Here is a 23,244-nt window from a genome sequence, read left to right as displayed (position 1 = left end):
AGGGCTCCTGTAAGGAACAGATAGTCGGTCAGAACGGCAGTTGCAGCTCAGGCTCAACCCGCAGCAACTGGGTACGGAAAACATCCTTGATACGTTGCAACTCGGCGTCGCTGTCGGCCTCGAAGCGCAGCACCAGCACCGGGGTGGTGTTGGAGGCGCGAACCAGGCCCCAGCCGTTGGCGTAGTCGACCCGCACACCGTCGATGGTGGTCAGGTTGGCTTCGCCCCAGTCGGCGTCGCGTTGCAGTGCATCAATGATGCTGAATTTACCCTCGTCGGTCACATCAATATTGATTTCCGGCGTGGAAATATCGTTCGGGAAGGCCGCAAACAGGTTTTCGGCGCTCTGCCCGGCCTTGCTGAGGATCTCCAGCAGGCGTGCAGCGCTGTAGATACCGTCGTCAAAACCGTACCAGCGTTCCTTGATGAAGATGTGACCGCTCATCTCGCCGGCCAGCAGCGAACCGGTCTGTTTCATCTTCTTCTTGATCAGCGAGTGGCCGGTTTTCCACATCAGTGCGCGGCCGCCGTGCTGTTCGATCAGCGGGGTCAGGCGGCGGGTGCATTTGACGTCGAAGATGATCTCGGCGCCCGGGTTGCGCGCCAGCACGTCCTGGGCAAACAGCATCAGCAGGCGGTCGGGGTAGACGATGCTGCCGGTGTTGGTCACCACGCCGACGCGGTCGCCGTCACCGTCGAAGGCCAGGCCGATATCTGCACCGGTTTCCTTGACCTTGGCGATCAGGTCTTCGAGGTTTTCCGGCTTGCCCGGGTCTGGGTGGTGGTTGGGGAAGTTGCCGTCAACCTCGCAGAACAGCGGGACCACTTCACAGCCCAGCGCCTCGATCAGCTGTGGCGCAATCACCCCAGCAGCGCCGTTGCCGCAGTCCACCACCACCTTGAGCTTTTTCGCCAGCTTCACGTCACCGACGATCTGCTGGAAGTAGCGGTCAAGGATCTCGACCTTTTCCACGCGGCCTTCGGCCAGGGTCAGGTCATTGGTTTTCAGGCGGGTCAGCAGGGCCTGGATCTGTTCATTGGCCAAGGTGTCGCCCGCAATCACGATCTTGAAGCCGTTGTAGTCCGACGGGTTGTGGCTGCCGGTCAGCATCACACCCGATTTACCGGCCAGCACGTTGGCGGCGTAGTACAGCGCCGGGGTGGGCACCAGGCCGACGTCGCTGACCTGGCAACCGGCATCGACCAGGCCCTTGATCAGCTGTTCCACCAGCATCGGGCCCGACAGGCGGCCGTCACGGCCTACCGAAACCTGCGGCTCGCCCTGGGCCAGGCTTTGCGCGCCGATGGCGCGGCCGATCCAGTAGGCGGTTTCGGCGTGCAGGGTCTTGCCGACCACGCCACGGATGTCATACGCGCGGAAAATGCTGTCTGGCAATTCGGCGGGGACCAGGTGGGCCATGTCGTTCATCTCTGGAAGCTCCATTAGTCAAAGGCTTTCTGGGCAGGCGCAAACTGAACGCTTGGACGGTGGTTTCGCCAGAGAGTTCGCCATCCTTGGCCTGAACGGTCGTTCTGTCGGCTCAGTGGCTGCCGGAGTGACCGAAGCCGCCAGCGCCACGCTGGCTTTCATCAAATGCTTCGACGATATCGAAGTGGGCCTGTACCACCGGGACCAGCACCAGCTGGGCGATGCGCTCGCCAACAGCAATGGTGAACGGGGTGTTGCCGCGGTTCCAGCACGAGACCATCAGCTCGCCCTGGTAGTCCGAGTCGATCAGCCCGACCAGGTTGCCCAGCACGATGCCGTGCTTATGGCCCAGGCCCGAGCGCGGCAGGATCACTGCAGCCAGGCCCGGGTCGCCGATGTAGATCGACAGGCCGGTAGGGATCAGCAGGGTCTGGCCAGGCTCAAGGACAGTGTCTTCCTTGAGCAGGGCGCGCAGGTCGAGGCCGGCGGAACCAGGGGTGGCGTAGGTTGGCAGCGGGAATTCGCTGCCCAGGCGTGGGTCGAGGATCTTGGCTTGAAGAGCGTGCATGGAACTTATTGAACCTGATTGAGCCGTTCGGCGATGAAGGCGACCAGTTGCCGGGCGATCTTGCCCTTGCTGGTCTGCGCGAAGAGAGTCTGGTGCTGCTGGCGGTCGATCACGGTCAAGGCGTTTTCTTCGCTGTTGAAGCCGATGCTGGGGTTGGCCACATCATTGGCGACGATCAGGTCGAGGTTCTTGTCCTTGAGCTTGCGCGTGGCGTAATCGAGCAAGTGTTCGGTCTCGGCGGCAAAGCCGACGCTGAACGGGCGGTCGGCGCGGCCAGCAAGGGTGGCAAGGATATCGGGATTGCGCACCATCTGCAGCAGCATGCCGTCGCCGGTCGTAGGATCCTTCTTCAGTTTTTGTGCGGCAACCACTTCCGGGCGGTAGTCCGCAACCGCTGCCGAGGCGATGAACAGGTCGCATGGCATGGCCGCTTCGCAGGCCGCGAGCATATCCCGCGCGCTGACCACGTCGATACGGCTGACCCGGTCGGGGGTAGGCAGGTGCACCGGGCCGGTGACGAGGGTTACCCGAGCCCCGGCTTCGGCGGCCGCCTCGGCCAGGGCGAAGCCCATCTTGCCGGAGCTATGATTGGTGATGTACCGCACCGGGTCGATGTTTTCCTGGGTCGGCCCGGCAGTGATCAGCACGTGTTTGCCGGTCAGCGCCTGGCGCTTGAAGCTTTCTGCCGCGCACCAGGCCAGGTCGGTGGCTTCGAGCATGCGCCCCAGGCCGACGTCGCCGCAGGCCTGGCTGCCGGAGGCCGGGCCGAACACCTGGATGCCACGGCTCTTGAGCAGTTCAAGGTTTGCCTGGGTGGCCGGGTCGCGCCACATGGCCTGGTTCATCGCCGGGGCCACGGCCACGGTGGCGTCGGTGGCCAGCACCAAGGTGGTCAGCAGGTCATCGGCCATGCCCTGGGCCATGCGCGCCATCAGGTCTGCGGTGGCCGGGGCGATCAGCACCAGGTCGGCCCACTTGGCCAGTTCGATGTGGCCCATGGCCGCTTCGGCGGCCGGGTCGAGCAGGTCCATGTGCACCGGGTGGCCCGACAGCGCCTGCAGGGTCAGCGGGGTGATGAACTCGGCACCACCACGGGTCATGACGACGCGCACCTGCGCGCCGTGCTCCAGGAGTCGGCGAATCAGCTCGGCGCTTTTGTAGGCGGCAATGCCGCCACCCACGCCGAGAACGATGCGCTTGCGATACAGCCGCTGCATAGGCTTGCCTTTTTCCAGTGAGAGCGGGCGGCGACGTTTGAAAATGCCTGCGGCAGAACGTCGCATGTACGAGGCGAAATAGATTAACACAGGGCCGAAATGGGCCGCAGCAAGGGCAGAGGGGCGGGGATGAATATCAGGGAGTGGCCGGCGGAAGAGCGGCCGAGGGAGAAGTTGTTGCAGCGTGGGGCGGCGGTGCTGTCGGATGCCGAGTTGCTGGCCGTGTTGTTGGGCTCGGGGGTCGCCGGGCGTAATGTGCTGGACCTTGCGCGGGGGCTGCTGGTGCGTTTTGGTGGGCTGAGGCAGTTTCTTGAGGCTGACCGCGAGGCCGTGTTGCGTGAGCCGGGCATAGGGGCTGTGAAATACGCGCAGTTGCAAGCGCTACTGGAAATTGGCCGGCGCTACCTGGATGAGAGCATCGAGCGCGCAGCGCCCCTTGAAGGGCCTGTGGCGGTCCGGCGTTATCTCAAGGCCATGTTGCGTCATGAGCCCAGTGAGGTGTTCGGCTGCCTGTTTCTCGACACCAAGCACCGGCCGTTGGCATTCGAGATCCTGTTCAGGGGCACGATCGACCGGGCCAACGTCTACCCGCGGGAGGTCGTACGGCGGGCACTGCTGCATAACGCGGCGGCGTTGATCCTGTGCCACAACCATCCTTCGGGCAACAGTGAGCCGAGCCAGGACGATGTGCATCTGACCTTGTCGTTGAAGCGGGGTTTGGCGTTGATCGATGTGCGGGTGCTGGATCACATCATCGTTGGTGACGGAGAGCCGTTATCGATGGTTGAGCAGGGGTGGATTGTGGCCTGAGGCAGGTCAATGGGGTCAGGGCTGCCAGGTGCCTGTCTTGAGAGGTATGGCGCCTGTGAGATCGAGCGCCGCCCGCGCGGCGCTTCGCGGGGCAAGCCCGCTCCCACATCTGTTTCGGGCCAATCAGTCCTGTGAGGTCACCGCTGTTCGCCTTGTTTGTCCCCTTCAATATCGGCTGCACCGCTGTTCTTAATCTCTCTCCAGCCATACACCCAGGGTGCGCGCGCCTAAGGCACAGGAATCATTGGCCCGAAACAGATGTGGGAGCGGGCTTGCCCCGCGAAGCGCCGCGCGGGCGGCGCTCGATCTCACAGGCAACACAGCCCTGAAGACAGGCCCCTCCAGACCTTACTTGGTCACCGAAACCTTACTGAAATCCAGCCGCCCAAACGGACTTACCTGGTACCCCTCGACCTCCTGGCGCAGCAAGGTCGCCGCTGTCGGGTGTGCCAGCGGCACCCACAGTGCCTGCTGCTGGATCAGCGTCTGGGCCTGCTGGTACAGCCGGCTGCGCACGCTCTGGTCGTTGGTAGTACGCCCGGCGCTGATCAGTTGGTCCAGGCGGTTGTCGCAGAAGCGCGCGAAGTTGGTCCCCGACTCCACTGCCGCACAGGAAAACTGCGGGCTGAGGAAGTTGTCCGGGTCGCCGTTGTCACCGGCCCAGCCCATGAACAGCAGGTCATGCTCGCCAGCCTTGGCGCGGCGGATCAGCTCGCCCCATTCGATTACGCGGATTTCCGCTTTTACGCCAATCTTGGCCAGGTCAGCCTGCAGCATCTGCGCGCCAAGGCTGGGGTTGGGGTTGAGCAGGCTGCCCGAAGGGCGGGTCCAGATCGTGGTGCTGAAACCCTCGGCCAGGCCGGCCTTGGTCAACAGGGCCTTGGCTTTCTTCAGGTCCAGCGGGTAGCCGGGCAGGTCCTTGGCGTAACTCCAGGTGTTTGGCGGGTAGGGGCCGTTGGCGGCCACCGCCGAATCCTCGAACACAGCCCTGAGGTAGGCCTGCTTGTCGAAGGCCAGGTTGATCGCCTGGCGCACTTCCGGCTTGTCCAGCGGCGGGTGCTGGCTGTTGATGGCGACAAAGGCCGTCATGAATGCCGGGGTGCTGGCCACCTTGAGGTTGCCGTCCTTGCCCGCCTCGGCAATATCCAGCGGCTTGGGCGACAGGGCCACCTGGCACTCGCCACGCTTGAGTTTCTGCAGGCGCACGTTGGCGTCGGTGGTGATGGCGAAGATCAGCGGGTCGACCGCTGGTTTGCCGGCGAAATAGTCCGGGTTGGCGCGGTAGCGCACCACGGCGTCTTTCTGGAACCGCTGGAACACGAACGGGCCAGTGCCAACCGGCTGGCTGTTGAGCTTCTCCGGGGTGCCGGCCTTGAGCAGCTTGTCGGCATATTCGGCGGAGTAGATCGAAGCGAAGCCCATGCTCAGGGTGGCCAGGAAGGTGGCGTCCGGGTGGCTGAGGGTAAAGCGCACGGTGTTCGGCGCCGGCGCCTCGATGGCCTTGATCAAGCTGCCCAGTTGCAGCGACTGCGCGTGCGGGTAGCCGCCGGGTGCGGTCTTGTGCCAGGCATGTGCCGGGTAGAGCATGCGCTGGAAGCTGAACAGCACGTCGTCGGCATTCAGTTCCCGGCCAGGCTTGAAATACGGGGTGCTGTGGAACTTCACGCCATCGCGCAAGGTGAAGTCGTACACCAGGCCGTCGGCCGATACCGTCCAGCTGGCCGCCAGGCTCGGTACCACCTTGCCCTGCGCCGCGTCGAACTCCACCAGGCGGTTCATCAGCACGTCGGCGGTGGCGTTGGTGGTGGTCAGCGAGTTGTACTGCACCACGTCGAAGCCTTCGGGGCTGGCCTCGCTGCAAACGCTCAGCGGTGCGGCCTGGGCAGTGCTGGCAGCGAACACGGTGCCTGCGGCGAACAAAGAGTTGAGGAGTAAGGAAAGGGCGGCGGCACGCATGGTGGCTCCTTGGCTGTCAGTGGCCCATCTGCCAGTGCAGTCTGGAAAAGGCCTACCCTAGTGTGCCTGCCCGTAAATGACCACACCCTTTTTTACAAAACTGGCGACGAGCGGTCGACGGCTGGCGGGGCCTGCCGCTATGCTGCCCCGGCGCGTTCTGGCGTGCGGCAATGTGTATCTACTGTTGTTGCAGCCAAGTCTTTCTGGTATAAAGCAGCGCTCTTTTCTAGGGGCTCGGCCTGTCGCATCAGCGGATCCGGTCGATAAGACCTCCAGAATCACGGCGCCCAGGCGCCAAAGACTGAGAGATTAAGCGGCCAACCCATGCCGGGTTGGGCATGTGGTTTTAGAGGGCTGAGTCATGTCGAGAGTCTGTCAAGTTACTGGTAAGGGTCCAGTAACCGGGAACAACATTTCCCACGCAAACAACAAAACCCGTCGTCGTTTCCTGCCGAACCTGCAGCACCACCGTTTCTGGGTTGAATCCGAGAAGCGTTTCGTGCGTCTGCGCGTTTCCGCCAAAGGCATGCGTATCATCGACAAGCGCGGCATCGACGCCGTTCTGGTTGACATCCGTAAAGCTGGCGCCAAGGTTTAAGGGAGAGCATCATGCGTGAATTGATCCGTCTGGTTTCGAGTGCCGGTACCGGCCACTTCTACACCACCGACAAGAACAAGCGCACCACCCCGGACAAAATCGAGATCAAGAAATATGATCCGGTTGTTCGCAAGCACGTGGTGTACAAGGAAGCCAAGATCAAGTAATTGATCGGCGACCTGAAAAAAACCCGCATCCGAAAGGACGCGGGTTTTTTTATGCCTGCTCGGGCCTCTTCGCGGGCAAGCCCGCGAAGAGGCCGGCACTGCCGCCGCTTATTTCTGCTCGAACATCACATAAATCTTGCGGCATGGCTCCAGCACCTCCCAGGTGCCCTTGAACCCGGCCGGGATGACAAACCGATCGCCGGCCCGCAAGGTTTTCGCCCCGCCGTCCTGGTCGCGCAGCACCGAAACGCCCTGGACGATCTCGCAGTATTCGTGCTCGGTGTAGTTCACCTTCCATTGGCCCACCTCACCTTCCCACACGCCAGCAGCAAATTGCCCGCATGGGCTGGAATAGTGGTTGTAGACCGCCTGGTCGGGCTCGCCCTTGAGGATTTTTTCCGCCGCAGGGCGGTAGCGTTCGGCCTCGGTGATGACCTGGGCGAAGTCGATGATGCTGTCGATGCGCATGGTGCGGCTCCTGTTGTTGTTTAATAAAATGAACATCAGTAGGCTTTTGAGCCTTCCGTGTCAAATATATTGATAGTTTACACCGGCTGGTTTAGGGTATCGCTTGCCAGTGTGCGCTCGTCGCCCGGCCAGAATTCTGACAACGCCTGTGAGTCCTCAGTGCGGCGTTGCACCTAAACAAGAGGAGGAGTTTCGTATGACCACCCTGACCCGTGCGGACTGGGAACAACGTGCCCAGCAACTGAAGATCGAAGGCCGTGCCTTCATCAACGGCGAATACACCGATGCCGCATCCGGTGAAACCTTCGAGTGCCTGAGCCCGGTCGACGGACGCTTCCTGGCCAAGGTTGCCAGTTGCGACCTGGCCGATGCCAACCGCGCTGTGGAAAACGCCCGTGCCACCTTCAACTCCGGCGTGTGGTCGCAGCTGGCCCCGGCCAAGCGCAAGGCCAAGCTGATCCGTTTCGCCGATCTGCTGCGCAAGAATGTCGAAGAGTTGGCGCTGCTGGAAACCCTGGACATGGGCAAGCCGATTGGCGACTCCTCCAGCATCGACATCCCAGGCGCGGCCCAGGCCATTCACTGGACCGCCGAAGCCATCGACAAGGTCTACGACGAAGTCGCCCCGACCCCGCACGACCAGCTTGGCCTGGTTACCCGTGAGCCGGTGGGTGTGGTCGGTGCCATCGTTCCGTGGAACTTCCCGCTGCTGATGGCCTGCTGGAAGCTCGGCCCGGCGCTGGCCACCGGTAACTCGGTAGTGCTCAAACCGTCCGAAAAGTCGCCGCTGACCGCCATTCGCATCGCCCAACTGGCGATCGAAGCCGGCATCCCGGCTGGCGTGCTGAACGTGCTGCCAGGCTATGGCCATACCGTGGGCAAGGCCCTGGCCCTGCACATGGATGTCGACACCCTGGTGTTCACCGGTTCGACCAAGATCGCCAAGCAGCTGATGGTCTACGCCGGCGAATCGAACATGAAACGCATCTGGCTGGAAGCCGGTGGCAAGAGCCCGAACATCGTCTTCGCCGACGCCCCGGACCTGCAAGCTGCCGCTGAAGCGGCTGCCAGTGCCATCGCCTTCAACCAGGGCGAAGTGTGCACCGCCGGCTCGCGCCTGCTGGTCGAGCGCTCGATCAAGGACAAGTTCCTGCCTATGGTGGTCGAGGCCCTGAAAGGCTGGAAGCCAGGCAACCCACTGGACCCACAGACCACTGTCGGTGCCCTGGTCGATACCCAGCAGATGAACACCGTGCTGTCGTACATCGAAGCTGGCCACAAGGACGGCGCCAAGCTGCTGGCCGGTGGCAAGCGCACGCTGGAAGAGACTGGCGGCACCTACGTCGAGCCGACCATTTTCGACGGCGTGACCAACGCCATGCGCATTGCCCAAGAAGAAATCTTCGGCCCAGTGCTGTCGGTAATCGCCTTCGACACCGCCGAAGAGGCCGTGGCCATTGCCAACGACACGCCGTATGGCCTGGCGGCGGGTATCTGGACTTCGGACATTTCCAAGGCCCACAAGACCGCCCGTGCCGTGCGCGCCGGCAGCGTCTGGGTCAACCAGTACGACGGCGGCGACATGACCGCGCCGTTCGGTGGCTTCAAGCAGTCGGGCAACGGCCGTGACAAGTCGCTGCATGCGCTGGAGAAGTACACCGAGCTGAAAGCGACCTGGATCAAGCTGTAATCCCAGGGGGCCGCTTTGCGGCCCGATAGCGACACAAGGCCGCTCCTACAGGGATTCGCGATTTCCTGTAGGAGCGGCCTTGTGTCGCTATCGGGCTGCAAAGCAGCCCCCAACAATTCAAGAGGTCAAGGATGCGTTGGGGTACCTACTTCGCCGTGCTGGCATCGGTGCTCAGTGTCGGCCTGGCGCTCGGCGTGAGCATGCCGTTGGTGTCCCTGCGCCTGGAGGCCTGGGGCTACGGCAGCTTTGCCATTGGCGTAATGGCGGCGATGCCGGCGCTGGGCGTTCTGGCCGGTGCCAGCCTGGCCAGCCGCCTGGCCGGTTGGGTCGGCGTGCCCTCGGCCATGCGCATCTGCCTGTGGGGCGGGGCGCTGTCGATCGGACTGGTCGCACTGCTGCCCAGTTACCCTTTGTGGCTGCTGCTGCGGCTGATGATCGGCATGTCCCTGACCGTGGTGTTCATCCTCGGCGAAAGCTGGATCAACCAACTGGTGGTCGAACAATGGCGCGGCCGCCTGGTGGCACTGTATGGCAGCAGCTACGCCCTGAGCCAGTTGGCCGGGCCACTGGTGCTGGGCGTTCTTGGTTCCGATGACGACTTCGGCTTCTGGGCCGCGACTGGCCTGCTGCTGCTCGCACCGTTGGTGCTGATGGGGCGTGGCGGGGCACCGAGCACCGAAGCCTGCAGCGTCACCTTCCGCGATCTGTTCGCCTTCTGCCGGCGCCTGCCGGTGATCGCCTGGGCCATTGCCCTGTTTGCCTCGTTCGAGGCGATGATCCTGACCTTGCTGCCGGTGTATTGCCTGCAGCAAGGCTTTACCACCGAAATCGCCCTGTTCATGGTCAGTACCGTGGTGGTCGGCGATGCGGTGCTGCAGCTGCCCATTGGTGCGCTGGCCGACCATATGTCGCGCCGTGTGTTGTTCACCGGTTGTGCGGTGACCTTGCTGGTGTCCAGCCTGGCAATTCCGCTGCTGCTGCATACCCCGGCCGTGTGGCCGTTGTGGGTGCTGTTCGGGGCCAGTGCTGGTGGCTTGTTCACCTTGTCACTGGTGTTGATCGGCGAACGCTACCGCGATGATGAGCTGGTGCGGGCCAATGCTCATGTGGCACAACTGTGGGGTATTGGTTGCCTGCTTGGGCCATTGTTGGCGGGGGCGGGGAGCCAGTGGATCAGTGGGCATGCGTTGTTGTTGCTGATGGCGGTCGGGGCTGCCGGGTTGGTGGTGTTGACCCAGAGGCGCGGGGCTTTCGAGGCTGTGTCTGCCTGACCCATTTTGGGACCGCTTTGCGGTCCATCGCGACGCAAGGCCGCTCCTACAGGAGTTACGCGATCCCCTGTAGGAGCGGCCTTGCGTCGCGATGGGCTGCAAAGCAGCCCCAAAATTGCCGCTACAACATCTTCTCCAAGCCAACCGCCTTGCTGATCCAGGCATTGAACCGCCGCCACATCCCGCCCGGTTCAGACGTCAGCATATGCCGCTGCCCATTGTCCTCGGTCGCCCACACCAGCCTGTCGCCCACCAGCTTCACCTGGTAGCTCAACGCCGGCGCCATACCTTGCTGGGTCAGCTCGCGGGTGTATTCAGCCAGCTCCGGGCTGTCCACCAGCACCCCGACCTCGGTGTTCCACAGCACTGAACGCGGGTCGAAGTTGAACGAACCGATAAAGGTCTTGCGCCGGTCGAACACGATCGCCTTGGTGTGCAGGCTGGAATCCGAACTGCCACGGAAACTCAGGCGCCCCGCGCTGGGGTCGCCGGGCTGGCGGCGCAGCTCGTACAGTTGCACCCCGTGCTCAAGCAAGGCCCGGCGATAGGGCGCATAGCCGCCGTGCACTGCCGGTACATCGGTGGCTTCCAGCGAGTTGGTCAGCAGCTTCACCGAAACGCCAGCGTCGGCGCGGCCGGTCAGGTACAGCAACCCCGGTTCACCCGGCACAAAGTACGCCGATGTCAGCATCAGCTCGCTGTGCACGTTGGCCAGGTCTGGCGCCAGTTGCTGGCTCAGCAGCAATTGCGGGTCCGGCTCGTCGTCGGCCAGTACCTTGCTGGGTGCATCCCACAGCGCCTGGGCGTGTGCCCAGATCAGCTCGTTGCGCCACACGTCCAGGCGCGGCTGCGACTGGTAGGCCATCAGGCGGTCATACAGGGCCTTGCGCTGGGTTCTGGCTTCAGCCAGCGACACCTCCAGGCGGTGGCGGCTGGCGCGCAGGTCGTCGGCGTCCGGGTCACTCCAGAGGAAATCGGTGATTGGGCGGCTGAGTGCGCTGTTCCAGTACTGGTCGAAGCTGTGCCCGAGTTGCTCGGCCACCGGCCCGACGCCCAGCAGATCGATGTCGGTGAAGTTGAGGTTGGGCTCGGCATCGAAATACTCATCACCGAGGTTGCGCCCGCCGACGATGGCCATGCTGTTGTCCACCAGGAACAGCTTGTTGTGCATGCGCCGGTGCTGGCGCGACAGGTTGAACAGCCGACCGACAGCGCGCGTCACCCCGGTGCTGCGGCCCAGGTGCAGCGGGTTGAACACGCGAATCTGGATGTTCGGGTGGGCATCGAGGGTGCCCATGATGGTATCCAGGCCATCGCTGGTGGTGTCGTCGAGCAGGATGCGCACGCGTACGCCACGGTCGGCGGCGCGCAGCAGTTCGTGCACCAGGGCGCGGGTGCTGAGGCCGTCGTGGACGATGTAGTACTGCAAGTCGATGCTGGCCTGGGCGTTGCGAATCAGCTCGGCACGGGCGCGAAAGGCCTCGTTGCTGTTAGGCAGCAGGCGAAAGCCCGAACGGCCGCCGTAGGGCGCGGCTTGGCGCTGCACCGAGCGGCCGAAGGCCGAGTCGTTGGCAGGCAGCGCCTGGCTGGTTTCGCGGGGCGTACTGACACTGGCGCAGCCGGCAAGGGCGAGCAGCAGCACCAGCAGCAGAGGCAAGGCTCGCTGGCGTCTCAAGGGTGGATCGTCCTGTGCAGCAAGGGCTATAGGGGGTTGGACCGTGGCGGGCGGCGCAAAGTTACGCGTCGGCGCTTTCTTCATCCAGTAGACGAAGGGCGGCTTCACCGACCTTGCGCACGGCAGCTTCGATCTGCGGCGTCGGCCGCGCGGCGAAGTTCATGCGCAGGCAATGACGGAACTTGCCCGAGGCAGAGAAGATGCTGCCTACGGCAACCTGTACACCTTGCTCCAGTAAAGCGCGGTTCAGCCGCAGCGTGTCGAAATGTTCGGGTAATTCTACCCAGAGCATGAAGCCGCCTTGCGGCCGGCTGACCCGGGTGCCTGCCGGGAAGTAGCGGGTTACCCAGTCGCTCATCAGGTCGCGGCCACGCTGGTACTGGCTGCGCATGCGCCGCACGTGGGGCTGGTAGTGCCCGCCGGCGATGAAGTCGGCGATGGCCAGTTGTGGCTGGCAGGCCGTGCTGCCGGTGCTGATGTACTTCATGTGCAGTACCCGCTCCAGGTAGCGCCCGGGCGCCACCCAGCCTACCCGCAGGCCGGGGGCCAGCGTCTTGGAGAACGAACTGCAGAGCAGCACGCGGCCGTCGTCGTCGAACGACTTGAGGGTGCGCGGGCGCGGGTAGGTGTAGGCCAGGTCGCCGTACACATCGTCTTCCAGAATCGCCACGTCGTAGCGCTGGGCCAGGCTCAGCAGGGCCTTCTTGCGCGCCTCGGGCATGATGTAGCCGAGTGGGTTGTTGCAGCTGGGGGTGATCTGGATGAGCTTGATCGGCCACTGCTCCAGGGCCAGCTCCAGCGCCTCAAGGCTGATGCCGGTGACCGGGTCGGTGGGGATTTCCAGCGCTTTCATGCCCAGGCCCTTGAGGGTTTGCATGGCGCCATGGAAGCTGGGCGAGTCGACCGCGACAATGTCGCCTGGCGCACAGACCGCGCGGATGCTGCATGACAGCGCTTCGTGGCAGCCAGTGGTGATCACCAGATCGGCCGGGCCCAGGCGGCAGCCGGAATCGAGCATCAGCCGCGCCACCTGCTCGCGCAGGGCCAGGTTGCCGTGGATGTTGTCGTAGTACAGGCCAGGCATGTCCTGGCGCCGGCTCAACTGGGCGAGGCTACGTAGCAGCGGCTTGAGGGTAGGGCTATCGATGTCGGGCATGCCGCGGCCAAGCTGCACCACATCCTTGCGTGGGGTGCTGCGCACCAGCTCCAGCACCTGCTCCCACTGCGAGATGTCCACCGGCCGCTGGGCCGGGCGACTGACGGCGGGTAGCGCCGGCAGCTGGCGGTGGTCGCTGACGAAGTAACCGGACTTGGGACGTGGCGAGACCATGCCGCTGTCTTCGAGCATGCGGTAGGCCTGCTGCACGGTGCTCAGGCTGACCCCGTGCTCCACACTCAGGGCGCGTACCGACGGCAGGCGCTGACCGGGGCGGTACAAGCCCTGTTCAATGCGGGCGCCGAGCAGTTCGGCGAGGTTCAGGTAGAGCGTCACGGCATACTCCTGCGCTGCCTGGTGCAGCGACCGGTACAGTTTGGGGGAAAATACAGCATTCAGTCGGGCTACGGCCAATTCTGTATGGGAATAATAAGGCTGTATTGGATCTGTATTGGCGCTGCTGCCGACGCGCATGCTTTCCCTACGATATCGACGGAACGGGAGGGTGCGGTGATGGGTGGCATGAGCGATGTGCGCTTGCAACTGTTGGCCAGGGAACTGGAAGCCGGGCAGCAGGCCAAGGTATTCAACGCGCCGCAAGGGCTTGGGCGTTGGGGGCTGATGCTGCACCGCTGGCATACCCGCAGGGCACTGCTGCAGTTGACTGACGATGAGCTGCGCGATGTCGGGCTGAGCTGGGAGCAGGCGCGGATCGAGGGGAGTAAGCCCTTCTGGAAAGACTAATCAGGCAAGTGCTGCGCGGTCTATGTAGGAGCGGCCTTGTGTCGCGAAAGGGCCGCAAAGCGGCCCCGGCGATTCCTGCGGCGAAGCTGAAACCCTGGGGGCGCTTCGCACCCCTTTCGCGACGCAAGGCCGCTCCTACACTGACCGCGTTGCTTTCAGACCAGCTCTTTGAGCCTGTGCCACAGCATCCCCAACGCCAGCAGCGGCGAGCGCAAATGCTGGCCGCCAGGGAAGGTGATGTGCGGCACCTTGGCGAACAGGTCGAAACGCCCGCTCTCCTGGCCGCTGATGGCCTCGCCCAGCAAGCGCGCAGCCAGGTGGGTGGCGTTGAGCCCGTGGCCCGAATAGGCCTGGGCGTAATACACATTCGGCTGGTCAGCCAGGCGGCCAACCTGTGGCAGGCGGTTGGCGCCTATGCCGATCATGCCGCCCCACTGGTAGTCAATGCGTACATCGGCCAGCTCCGGGAACACCTTGAGCATCTTCGGCTGCATGTAGGCGGCGATGTCTTTCGGGTCGCGACCCGAGTAATGGCAGGCACCGCCGAACAGCAGGCGGTTGTCGGCAGACAGGCGGTAGTAGTCCAGTGCCACGCGCTGGTCGCACACCGCCATGTTCTGCGGCAGCAACCTGCGGGCGCGCGCCTCACCCAGCGGTTCAGTGGCGATAATGTAGCTGCCGGCTGGCAGCACCTTGCCGCCCAGTTCGCGGTTGAGGTTGTTGTGGTAGGCGTTGCAGCACAGTACCAGGGTCTTGGCGCGTACCCGGCCCTGGGCAGTATGCACCTGCACCTCGGGGCCATAGTCGATACGGGAAACCTCGGACTGCTCGAACAGCTTAACGCCCAGGCGCGCGGCCACGGCCGCTTCACCCAAGGCCAGGTTGAGCGGGTGCAGGTGCCCCGAGCCCATGTCGACCAGCCCGCCCACATAGCAGTCGGCGCCGACCACGCTGTGGATATCGTCCTTGCCGACCAGGCGCAACTCGTGCTGGTAGCCCAGGCTGCGCAGTGCTTCGGCGTCTTCGGCAAAGCCCAGCAGCTCGGCGGGTTTATTGGCCAGGTCGCAATAGCCCCAGGTCAGGTCGCAGGCGATGGCGTGCTTTTCGACCCGCTCGCGCACGATCTGCACGGCCTCCAGGCCCATCAGCTTCAGGCTGCGCACGCCGTCCTCGCCGATCACCGGCAGGAACTGTTCCAGGCCATGGCCTACCCCGCGAATCAATTGCCCGCCATTGCGCCCGCTGGCGCCCCAGCCGAGCTTGCGCGCTTCCAGCAGGATCACCGAGAAGCCACGTTCGGCCAGTTCGATGGCGGTGTTCAGGCCTGAGTAGCCTCCGCCGACGATGCACACGTCGGCGCTGTGTTCACCTTGCAGGAAAGAGTGATCGGGGTGTGGCGCGCTGCTGGCGGCGTAGTAGGAGGCGGCGTGCTGCGCGCTGTGGATCATTGTGCAGGTCCCGAGGTTGTCGACAAAGCATGGAGGATAAGCTCGGGGCCTGGAGGGGGGCAACCAAGTAGCTATTCAGGTTTGTCTTGTTACCCCAACCGCCAATGGTAGAGATTGCGTTGGGTCGGGCGCATCCATGGTGCCGGCGCCCCGAATGTCGTAAAGCTGGCGAGCTGTGGCTACCGCAGCAAGAATCCCGTTGTCGGTTTGTATGGGTAGCTTGTTTCTACTCATCTGTACCAGCGTTTCGCCTGCCCTCATAGACGCAGTCTTCGGGAGTGACCTGTTCCTGGCTTGATCCTTTGCCTGCGTAAGCTCAACCAGTGAGTTGACCACCCTTGTATTGCCATTGTGCATTTCCAGAACTTGCTCCCCATTCATTGGGGTTACGCGATACGCCCTTGTCTGATTGCCGTTGGATATCAGCGGCGCATCTGGATCGTACTGTGGCGGTGGCTCGCCCCAACCAAAGTACGTTGGTGGGGCTGGGCTGTCGCCTGTGACTACTGCTCCGGGGGCGGCTGGTGAATAGGGAGGCAGCGTAGGCTGTGCCGGATGCTGGTTACGGTTACCCCGGAAGGTTGAATGAATAAGGCTTTGCGGACCTTTCCAGAGGTCACTCCACCTGAATCGCCCCGACGGGTCCGAGTAGTTGACCGGATCGTTCGAGCAGTAAGCATGAGTATTGATCCCGCCTCTGAGGAACGGGCTTTGTGAGTCGGGGCTATGGAAGCGCATCAATCCAGGACTGTAGCTGCGATGACCCGCCCCGAGTAGGTAGCAACCACTGGCAAAATCCAGCCGCTCCCCGACGAATCCAATGCTCACTGAGATTGCAGTGGGCATATGGCCAAAAGGAGTAAATGCAAAAGAGTGGTGAGTTTTACTCGATCCGATCATTACGGGCGTTTGTCTTTGATCTAGAGCGACCAAGGCAACACCCGCGGCTTTCCTTTCGGCGAGGGGGAGGTCCAGCGCCTGAGCGATGCGAAGCGTATCCTGGGTACCTTTCAGCACAGCAAGGTTCTTTCGGTTGTAAAAGAGTAGAATGTGGTTCTTCATTCGCTAGGCTCGATTAGCTGGAATGGGTCGCTGTCCCGTCAGTGTGTGTAGCAAGTAGGCTTACCCACAACTGTCAGAGTTACCAGGTCCACCGCTTTCACCGAGCACAAGCGTTATCTAGATAAAACAGTCATCTCAGCCATGTCCTGCAACCGCCACAAAATCCACTTCCTGCGCGAACTCATTCCTTCCTTCGAGTGCGTACCCGGCTGCCACGACTGTTGCGGCCCAGTCACCACCTCGGCGGAAGAAATGGCCCGCCTGCCGCGCAAGACCCAGGCCGAGCAGGACGCCGCGCTGGAGCGCCTGGACTGCGTGCACCTGGGCCCCAACGGCTGCACGGTGTATGAAGAGCGGCCAATGATCTGCCGCCTGTTCGGCACCACCCCGCAGTTGGCATGCCCGCGTGGCCGTGGCCCTGAACCGATGATCGATCCCGCTGCCGAGCAGCTGGTGCACCAGTTCATTGCCACCACCCGGCAGGTACTGGTCTAGCCTCAGTCCGGGATCGGCAGGCAGAGGCTCTCCTTTACCTCCTCCATCACGATGTAGCTCTTCGACTCGCGCACATGCGGCAGCTTCAGCAGGATGTCGCCGAGCAGCTTGCGGTACGAGGCCATTTCCGAAATGCGTGCTTTCACCAGGTAGTCGAAGTCACCGGAAACCAGGTGGCACTCCAGCACGTGCGGCAGCTTCAGCACCGCGCGGCGGAACTCCTCGAAGGTGTCGCCCGACTTGTAGTCCAGGCTGATTTCCACGAACACCAGCAGGCTGCCCTTGAGGTGCTGCGGGTTCAGGCGGGCGTTGTAGCCCATGATGATGCCCTCGCGCTCCAGGCGGCGAACCCGCTCGGTGCAAGGGGTGGTGGACAGCCCAACTTTCTCGCCCAGTTCGGTGAAGGAAATACGCCCGTCATTCTGCAGGATACGCAGGATATTGCGGTCGATCTTGTCCAGTTCACGCTTGCTCTGGTGCTGGGTTCTCATAGGGGATGCCCCTCCGTGAAAGGCGATTTTGCCGAGAATTCTCGCCAATACTAGGCTTTTATATAGTGAATTGCACTGGTCTCGAATTCCTATACTGCGCCCATTCATGCCATTTCAATAAAAGTCTGCGGCGTGCCGCGTGTGAGGGATATAACGATGCGAGTTCTGGTACTTGGTAGCGGCGTAATCGGAACCGCCAGTGCCTATTACCTGGCCCGGCAAGGCTTCGAAGTCACGGTGGTCGACCGCCAGCCGGCAGTGGCCATGGAAACCAGCTTTGCCAACGCCGGCCAAATCTCGCCCGGCTATGCCTCGCCCTGGGCCGCCCCAGGTGTGCCGCTCAAGGCCGTGAAGTGGCTGCTGGAGCGCCACGCCCCCCTTGCCATCAAGCTCACCGGCGACGTCGACCAGTACCTGTGGATGGCGCAGATGCTGCGCAACTGCACCGCCAGCCGTTATGCGGTGAACAAGGAGCGCATGGTGCGCCTGTCCGAGTACAGCCGTGACTGCCTTGACGAGCTGCGCGCCGAAACCGGCATCAACTACGAAAACCGCAGCCTGGGCACCACCCAGCTGTTCCGCACCCAGGCCCAGGTGGATGCTGCGGCCAAGGACATTGCCGTGCTCGAACAGTCCGGCGTGCCTTACGAGCTGCTCGACCGCGACGGCATTGCCCGCGTCGAACCGGCCCTGGCCGGCGTGAAAGACATCCTGGCCGGTGCCCTGCGCCTGCCTAACGACCAGACCGGCGACTGCCAGCTGTTCACCACCAAGCTGGCCGACATGGCGCTGAAGCTGGGTGTGGAATTCCGCTTCGGCCAGGACATCCAGCGCCTGGACTTTGCCGGCGACCGCATCAATGGCGTGTGGATCGACGGCAAGCTGGAAACTGCCGACCGCTACGTGCTGGCGCTGGGCAGCTACTCGCCGCAGATGCTCAAGCCGCTGGGCATCAAGGCCCCGGTATATCCGTTGAAAGGCTACTCGCTGACCGTGCCGATCACCAACGGCGACATGGCCCCGACCTCGACCATTCTCGACGAGACCTACAAAGTCGCGATCACCCGTTTCGACAACCGCATCCGTGTTGGCGGCATGGCGGAAATCGCCGGTTTTGACCTGTCGCTGAACCCACGTCGGCGCGAAACGCTGGAGATGATCGTCAACGACCTTTATCCTCAGGGCGGTGACCTGAGCCAGGCCAGCTTCTGGACCGGCTTGCGCCCGGCGACCCCGGACGGTACCCCGATTGTCGGTGCCACGGCGTTCCGCAACCTGTTCCTGAACACCGGCCACGGTACCTTGGGCTGGACCATGGCGTGCGGCTCCGGTCGCCTGCTGGCCGACCTGATTGCGCGCAAGAAGCCGCAAATCAGCGCCGAAGGCCTGGACATTTCCCGTTATGGCAACAGCCCCGAAGTGGCCAAGCACGGGCAGACTGCGCCGGCTCACCAGCAGTAATAGCCTGCACCGGCCCTTTCGCGGCTAAAGCCGCTCCCACAGGAATAGCATGTGCCTGGGCATTGTGCGATCTCCTGTGGGAGCGGCTTTAGCCGCGAAGAACCCAACACCGATTTCAACCCGAACCACCATAAGGCAGCCGCCATGCGTCCCGCCCGCGCCCTGATCGACCTCCAGGCCCTGCGCCACAACTACCGTCTGGCCCGTGAACTGACCGGTGCCAAAGCCCTTGCCGTGATCAAGGCTGATGCCTACGGCCACGGCGCCGTACGCTGTGCCCTGGCCCTGGAAAACGAAGCCGACGGCTTTGCCGTGGCCTGCATCGAAGAGGCGCTGGAGCTGCGCGCCGCCGGTATCAAGGCCCCAGTGCTGCTGCTGGAGGGCTTCTTTGAAGCCAGCGAACTGGCACTGATCGCCGAGCATGACCTGTGGTGCGTGGTGCACTCGCTGTGGCAGCTGGAAGCCATCGAGAAGACCCAGGTACACAAGCCGCTCACCGTGTGGCTGAAGCTCGACAGCGGCATGCACCGCGTCGGCCTGCACCCCAAGGATTACCACGACGCCTATCAGCGCCTGCTGGCCACCGGCAAAGTTTCGCGCATCGTGCTGATGAGCCACTTCGCCCGCGCCGACGAGCTGGACGCCGATGCCACCGCGCAGCAGATCGCCGTGTTCGAAGCCGCCCGCCAGGGTCTGGCCGCCGAGTGCAGCCTGCGCAACTCGCCTGGCGTACTGGGCTGGCCACAGGCGCCCAGCGACTGGGTACGCCCGGGCCTGATGCTATACGGCGCTACGCCGTTCGAAGTGGCACAGGCCGAGGCCGCGCGTCTGCAACCGGTGATGACCCTGCAATCGCGCGTCATCAGCGTGCGCGAGCTGCCTGCCGGCGAGCCGGTGGGCTACGGCGCCAAGTTCGTCAGCCCACGGCCAACCCGCGTTGGCGTGGTCGCCATGGGCTACGCCGATGGCTACCCGCGCCAGGCGCCTAACGGCACCCCGGTGCTGGTGGCCGGCACGCGCACCCAGCTGATCGGCCGGGTGTCGATGGATATGCTGTGCATCGACCTGACCGACGTGCCGCAAGCCTCCGTCGGCAGCCCGGTCGAGCTGTGGGGCAAGCAGGTGCTGGCCAGCGAAGTGGCCGCACATGCCGGCACCATTCCGTACCAGATCTTCTGCAACCTGAAGCGGGTACCACGGGACTACGTCGGCGAATGACACGCTGAAGCGGACAGGTTGAGGGGCGGTGTGTTGTAAATACTGAACGGCATTGCCATGATATCGTTCACATCCACCCCCCTTTCCACCGTTTCAGGAGGCTCCAGCTTTGGACGTCGGCGAACGACTGCAAGCCATCCGCAAGCTCAAGGGCCTGTCCCAGCGCGAACTCGCCAAGCGAGCCGGGGTGACCAACAGCACTATCTCGATGATCGAGAAAAACAGCGTTAGCCCGTCTATCAGCTCGCTGCGCAAGGTGCTGAGCGGCATTCCCATGTCCATGGTCGAGTTTTTTTCGGTGGAGCTGGAGGCAGAAGGCCCGGCGCAAATCGTCTACAAGGCCCATGAGCTGATCGATATTTCGGACGGTGCGGTGACCATGAAGCTGGTCGGCAAGTCGCACCCTAACCGTGCCATCGCCTTTCTCACCGAGGTGTACCCGCCAGGTGCTGACACCGGTGCTGAAATGCTCACCCACGACGGCGAAGAAACCGGCATCTTGCTGGAAGGGCGTCTGGAGTTGGTGGTCGGCAACGAGATCTTCATCCTCGAAGAAGGTGACAGCTACTACTTCGAAAGCACCCGTCCGCACCGTTTTCGCAACCCGTTCGACCAGCCTGCGCGGCTGATCAGTGCGGCGACGCCTTCAAACTTTTGATCCAGCGCAGTGCATTGACTCGGCAATACCCCTTTCCTGTGTAGGGTCGTTTCACGGCCTCTGGGTTCCCGCTATACTTTTCAACGCTCGCCGTTCCGTGGCCGCGAGCGTGATTAGCCACCATGAGGGTGTTCGCGTGAACCAAATCAAGAAGATGCTGGCCGTACCAGCAGCCGTATTCGCCCTCTGGGCAATGAGCGCAACCGCTGCGACCAATGACGACATCGCCAAACGCCTGGAGCCGGTTGGCCAGGTGTGCGTCCAGGGCCAGGAATGCAAAGGCATGGAAGTGGCTGTAGCTGCCGGTGGCGGGGGGGCGAAAACGCCGGACGAGATCATCGCCAAACACTGCAACGCCTGCCATGGCAGCGGCCTGCTCGGTGCGCCGAAAGTTGGTGATACCGCAGCGTGGAAAGAACGCGCGGACCACCAGGGCGGCCTGGACGGCATCCTGGCCAAGGCCATTACCGGCATCAACGCCATGCCGCCGAAAGGCACCTGCGCGGACTGCTCGGATGACGACCTGAAAGGGGCGATCAAGAAGATGTCCGGGCTGTGAGCAGCAGCTGAATGGCATGAGGCCCGCCTTTGATGGCGGGCTTTGTTTTTGTGGGGCCAGTGCCGGCCCTTTCGCGGCTAAAGCCGCTCCTACAAAGATCCAGGCACCACACGGATTGTTGTAGGAGCGGGTTTACCCGCGAAGAGGCCCGCCCAGGCAACCAACCTGCTTGAACCCATGTCCAACCCCTGAACCCATGGATGTCTCAGGAGGCCCCGATGCACCTCTGCTCCATCGACCAGGCTGTCGAGCAAGTCCTGGCGCGCCTGCCAGCCCACATTCACATGGGCCTGCCGTTGGGCCTGGGCAAGCCCAACGCCTTCGTCAACGCGCTGTACGCCCGCATCCGCGAGCTACCAGAGCGGCAACTGACTATCTACACGGCCCTGTCCCTCGGCCGCCCGCCACTGGGTGATGGTTTGCAACGGCGCTTTCTCGAACCCTTTGTCGAACGCGTCTTCGCCGACTACGAAGAACTCGCCTACCTCGCCGACCTGCGCAATGACACGTTGCCACCCAACATTCGCGTCGAGCAGTTTTTCATGCAGCCGGGCAGCCTGCTGCACAGCGAATCGGCTCAGCAGGGTTACGTCAGCAGCAACTACAGCCACGCCGCACGTGATATCAACGCCAAGGGCCTGAACCTGGTCGCTCAGCTGGTGGCCGCCACCCCGGAAAAGCCGATCCACCTGAGCCTGGCCTGCAACCCCGATATCACCCTCGACCTGTTGCCGATGATCGCCAAGCGCCGCGCTGCTGGCGAAACGATCCTCATGCTCGGCCAGGTGCATGCCGAGCTGCCCTACATGCCAGGCGATGCCGAGCTGCCCATCGATGCTTTCGACCTGTTGCTCGATGAAGCCGAACAGCGTCGGCTGTTCTCCACGCCGAACATGCCGGTCGGCATCCAGGACCACTGCATCGGCCTGCACGCCAGCAGCTTGGTGCGTGACGGCGGTACGCTGCAGATCGGTATTGGTGCCATGGGCGATGCGGTGGCCGCGGCATTGCTGGCGCGCCAGGGTGATAACGCCGGCTACCGTGCAGTGCTCGACGCGCTGGATGTCGGCCCGTGGCAGGCGCTGATCGCACGGGAAGGGGGGCTAGATACCTTCGCCCAGGGCCTGTACGGCTGCAGCGAGATGTTCGTCAACGGCCTGCTGGTGCTGGCCGAGGCAGGCCTGTTGCGACGCCCGGCGGATGAGCACGGTGCGTTATTGCACGGTGGCTTCTTCCTTGGCCCGCAGGCGTTCTATCAGCGCTTGCGCGAGATGCCGCTGGAGCAGCGTGCGCAGTTCGTCATGACCCGTATCAGCTTCATCAACGAACTGTATGGGGAGGAGGAACTCAAGCGCCGCCAGCGCCGCGATGCACGCTTTATCAACACCGCGTTCGGCATGACCCTGCTTGGCGCCGGGGTGGCCGACCAGCTGGAAGACGGCCGAGTGCTCAGCGGCGTGGGCGGGCAGTACAACTTCGTTGCCCAAGGCCATGCGCTGGAGGGCGGGCGCTCGATCCTGCTGTTGCGCAGCTGGCGCGAGGCGGGCGGGGAGGTGACGTCAAACATTTTCTGGGCTTATGGCCACTGCACCATCCCCCGGCACCTGCGCGATATCGTAGTGACCGAGTACGGCATTGCCGACCTGCGTGGGCAGACCGACAGCGAGGTGATTGCGCGGTTGCTGGCGGTGTGTGATTCGCGGTTCCAGCAGGGGCTGATCGAACAGGCCAAGCGCGCTGGTAAGCTGGCCAGGGATTTTCAGCTGGATACACGCTTTGCCGACAACACGCCGCAGCGGCTGGAGGCTGTCAGGGCGGGGCATGCGCGGTTGTTCCCGGAGTATCCGCTGGGCACGGACTTTACCGCTGAAGAGCGGGATTTGTTGAGGGCGCTGAACTGGTTGAAGAGCAAGTTCAAGCTGAGCGAGGTATTGGAGCTGGGCAAGGCTGCGTTGGATGCGCCGGGGCCTGAGGGGTATGAGCGGCATCTGGGGCGGATGGGGCTGGACCAGCCGCAGGGGCTAAAGGAGGAGCTGTATCAGCGGTTGTTGCTGGCGGGGCTTGCGGCAACTCAATAAACCCCAGGGTGCATTGGCCCGATGT

21 protein-coding genes and 1 pseudogene are annotated in these 23,244 nt (G+C 63.3%); 12 read left to right on the top strand and 10 right to left on the bottom strand.

Going from position 1 to position 23,244, the window contains the following annotated elements:
- Nucleotides 1-28: 28 nt before the first annotated feature.
- From ACIP02_RS02350 to coaBC, 3 genes and pseudogenes are all read right to left on the bottom strand, one after another.
- Nucleotides 29-1,396 (bottom strand): annotated as a pseudogene (locus ACIP02_RS02350) (phosphomannomutase/phosphoglucomutase); the annotation flags it as partial.
- 145 nt (nt 1,397-1,541) lie between these two features.
- Nucleotides 1,542-1,997 carry a dUTP diphosphatase gene (dut, locus tag ACIP02_RS02345; RefSeq protein WP_016712700.1) on the bottom strand — a complete coding sequence of 152 codons (456 nt, stop codon included), beginning with the start codon at nt 1,995-1,997 and terminating at the stop codon, nt 1,542-1,544.
- Nucleotides 1,998-2,002: 5 nt separating this feature from the next.
- Nucleotides 2,003-3,214: a bifunctional phosphopantothenoylcysteine decarboxylase/phosphopantothenate--cysteine ligase CoaBC gene (gene coaBC, locus ACIP02_RS02340; RefSeq protein ID WP_201199449.1), complete on the bottom strand. Its 1,212-nt coding sequence runs from the start codon at nt 3,212-3,214 to the stop codon at nt 2,003-2,005.
- A gap of 129 nt (nt 3,215-3,343) precedes the next feature.
- Here coaBC and radC point away from each other — a divergent pair, with 129 nt between their 5' ends.
- Nucleotides 3,344-4,024, top strand: coding sequence for a DNA repair protein RadC (radC, locus tag ACIP02_RS02335; protein ID WP_400612835.1), 681 nt, complete (start codon nt 3,344-3,346; stop codon nt 4,022-4,024).
- Nucleotides 4,025-4,372: 348 nt separating this feature from the next.
- Here the strand turns inward: radC and ACIP02_RS02330 are convergent, their stop codons facing one another.
- A complete protein-coding gene (locus ACIP02_RS02330; RefSeq protein ID WP_400612833.1) occupies nt 4,373-5,980 on the bottom strand; it encodes an ABC transporter substrate-binding protein in 1,608 nt (535 codons plus the stop codon).
- A gap of 361 nt (nt 5,981-6,341) precedes the next feature.
- Here ACIP02_RS02330 and rpmB point away from each other — a divergent pair, with 361 nt between their 5' ends.
- Entirely contained in the window at nt 6,342-6,578 is a 237-nt protein-coding gene (gene rpmB, locus ACIP02_RS02325) for a 50S ribosomal protein L28 (protein WP_003253504.1), read from the top strand.
- A gap of 11 nt (nt 6,579-6,589) precedes the next feature.
- Nucleotides 6,590-6,745: a 50S ribosomal protein L33 gene (gene rpmG, locus ACIP02_RS02320; protein ID WP_003253507.1), complete on the top strand. Its 156-nt coding sequence runs from the start codon at nt 6,590-6,592 to the stop codon at nt 6,743-6,745.
- Nucleotides 6,746-6,853: 108 nt separating this feature from the next.
- Here the strand turns inward: rpmG and ACIP02_RS02315 are convergent, their stop codons facing one another.
- The gene (locus tag ACIP02_RS02315) at nt 6,854-7,213 is read right to left on the bottom strand and encodes a cupin domain-containing protein (protein ID WP_400612830.1); all 360 of its coding nucleotides are present in this window, start codon (nt 7,211-7,213) and stop codon (nt 6,854-6,856) included.
- Nucleotides 7,214-7,409: 196 nt separating this feature from the next.
- Here ACIP02_RS02315 and ACIP02_RS02310 point away from each other — a divergent pair, with 196 nt between their 5' ends.
- Complete coding sequence (locus ACIP02_RS02310; RefSeq protein WP_003253510.1) at nt 7,410-8,903, top strand: aldehyde dehydrogenase; 1,494 nt, start codon at nt 7,410-7,412, stop codon at nt 8,901-8,903.
- A 131-nt stretch (nt 8,904-9,034) separates the two neighbouring features.
- Nucleotides 9,035-10,174 carry an MFS transporter gene (locus ACIP02_RS02305; protein ID WP_400612828.1) on the top strand — a complete coding sequence of 380 codons (1,140 nt, stop codon included), beginning with the start codon at nt 9,035-9,037 and terminating at the stop codon, nt 10,172-10,174.
- Between the two features lie 121 nt (nt 10,175-10,295).
- On the opposite strand, the gene ACIP02_RS02300 is transcribed toward ACIP02_RS02305, so the two are convergent.
- Both ACIP02_RS02300 and ACIP02_RS02295 read right to left on the bottom strand, forming a co-directional pair.
- Nucleotides 10,296-11,849, bottom strand: a complete 1,554-nt coding sequence (locus tag ACIP02_RS02300) for a phospholipase D family protein (protein ID WP_400612826.1) — start codon at nt 11,847-11,849, stop codon at nt 10,296-10,298.
- 61 nt (nt 11,850-11,910) lie between these two features.
- Complete coding sequence (locus ACIP02_RS02295) at nt 11,911-13,341, bottom strand: PLP-dependent aminotransferase family protein (protein ID WP_400612824.1); 1,431 nt, start codon at nt 13,339-13,341, stop codon at nt 11,911-11,913.
- Nucleotides 13,342-13,518: 177 nt separating this feature from the next.
- Between ACIP02_RS02295 and ACIP02_RS02290 the strand changes: the two genes are divergently transcribed.
- Nucleotides 13,519-13,749, top strand: coding sequence for a DUF1127 domain-containing protein (locus tag ACIP02_RS02290; RefSeq protein ID WP_400612822.1), 231 nt, complete (start codon nt 13,519-13,521; stop codon nt 13,747-13,749).
- Between the two features lie 155 nt (nt 13,750-13,904).
- Here the strand turns inward: ACIP02_RS02290 and ACIP02_RS02285 are convergent, their stop codons facing one another.
- Nucleotides 13,905-15,197, bottom strand: a complete 1,293-nt coding sequence (locus ACIP02_RS02285; RefSeq protein WP_400612819.1) for an NAD(P)/FAD-dependent oxidoreductase — start codon at nt 15,195-15,197, stop codon at nt 13,905-13,907.
- A 75-nt stretch (nt 15,198-15,272) separates the two neighbouring features.
- The gene (locus tag ACIP02_RS02280; protein WP_400612817.1) at nt 15,273-16,259 is read right to left on the bottom strand and encodes an RHS repeat-associated core domain-containing protein; all 987 of its coding nucleotides are present in this window, start codon (nt 16,257-16,259) and stop codon (nt 15,273-15,275) included.
- A 141-nt stretch (nt 16,260-16,400) separates the two neighbouring features.
- Here ACIP02_RS02280 and ACIP02_RS02275 point away from each other — a divergent pair, with 141 nt between their 5' ends.
- The gene (locus ACIP02_RS02275; protein WP_400612814.1) at nt 16,401-16,754 is read left to right on the top strand and encodes a YkgJ family cysteine cluster protein; all 354 of its coding nucleotides are present in this window, start codon (nt 16,401-16,403) and stop codon (nt 16,752-16,754) included.
- Nucleotides 16,755-16,756: 2 nt separating this feature from the next.
- Here ACIP02_RS02275 and dadR read toward each other — a convergent pair whose 3' ends face one another.
- Nucleotides 16,757-17,245 carry a transcriptional regulator DadR gene (gene dadR / locus ACIP02_RS02270; protein ID WP_003258963.1) on the bottom strand — a complete coding sequence of 163 codons (489 nt, stop codon included), beginning with the start codon at nt 17,243-17,245 and terminating at the stop codon, nt 16,757-16,759.
- A 156-nt stretch (nt 17,246-17,401) separates the two neighbouring features.
- On the opposite strand from dadR, the gene dadA reads away from it, so the two are divergent.
- From dadA to ACIP02_RS02245, 5 genes are all read left to right on the top strand, one after another.
- The gene (gene dadA / locus ACIP02_RS02265; RefSeq protein ID WP_201199421.1) at nt 17,402-18,706 is read left to right on the top strand and encodes a D-amino acid dehydrogenase; all 1,305 of its coding nucleotides are present in this window, start codon (nt 17,402-17,404) and stop codon (nt 18,704-18,706) included.
- Between the two features lie 144 nt (nt 18,707-18,850).
- A complete protein-coding gene (alr, locus tag ACIP02_RS02260; protein ID WP_400612810.1) occupies nt 18,851-19,924 on the top strand; it encodes an alanine racemase in 1,074 nt (357 codons plus the stop codon).
- 109 nt (nt 19,925-20,033) lie between these two features.
- Nucleotides 20,034-20,582: a cupin domain-containing protein gene (locus ACIP02_RS02255; protein ID WP_400612808.1), complete on the top strand. Its 549-nt coding sequence runs from the start codon at nt 20,034-20,036 to the stop codon at nt 20,580-20,582.
- A gap of 154 nt (nt 20,583-20,736) precedes the next feature.
- A complete protein-coding gene (locus tag ACIP02_RS02250) occupies nt 20,737-21,141 on the top strand; it encodes a c-type cytochrome (protein ID WP_400613255.1) in 405 nt (134 codons plus the stop codon).
- Between the two features lie 218 nt (nt 21,142-21,359).
- The gene (locus ACIP02_RS02245; RefSeq protein WP_400612806.1) at nt 21,360-23,219 is read left to right on the top strand and encodes an acetyl-CoA hydrolase/transferase C-terminal domain-containing protein; all 1,860 of its coding nucleotides are present in this window, start codon (nt 21,360-21,362) and stop codon (nt 23,217-23,219) included.
- Nucleotides 23,220-23,244 lie beyond the last annotated feature (25 nt).

The sequence above is a fragment of the Pseudomonas sp. NPDC089408 genome (assembly GCF_044749445.1).
Lineage (GTDB): Bacteria > Pseudomonadota > Gammaproteobacteria > Pseudomonadales > Pseudomonadaceae > Aquipseudomonas.
Note: the sequence above shows the minus strand (reverse complement) of the source record. Positions and strands in the feature narration are given on the sequence as shown.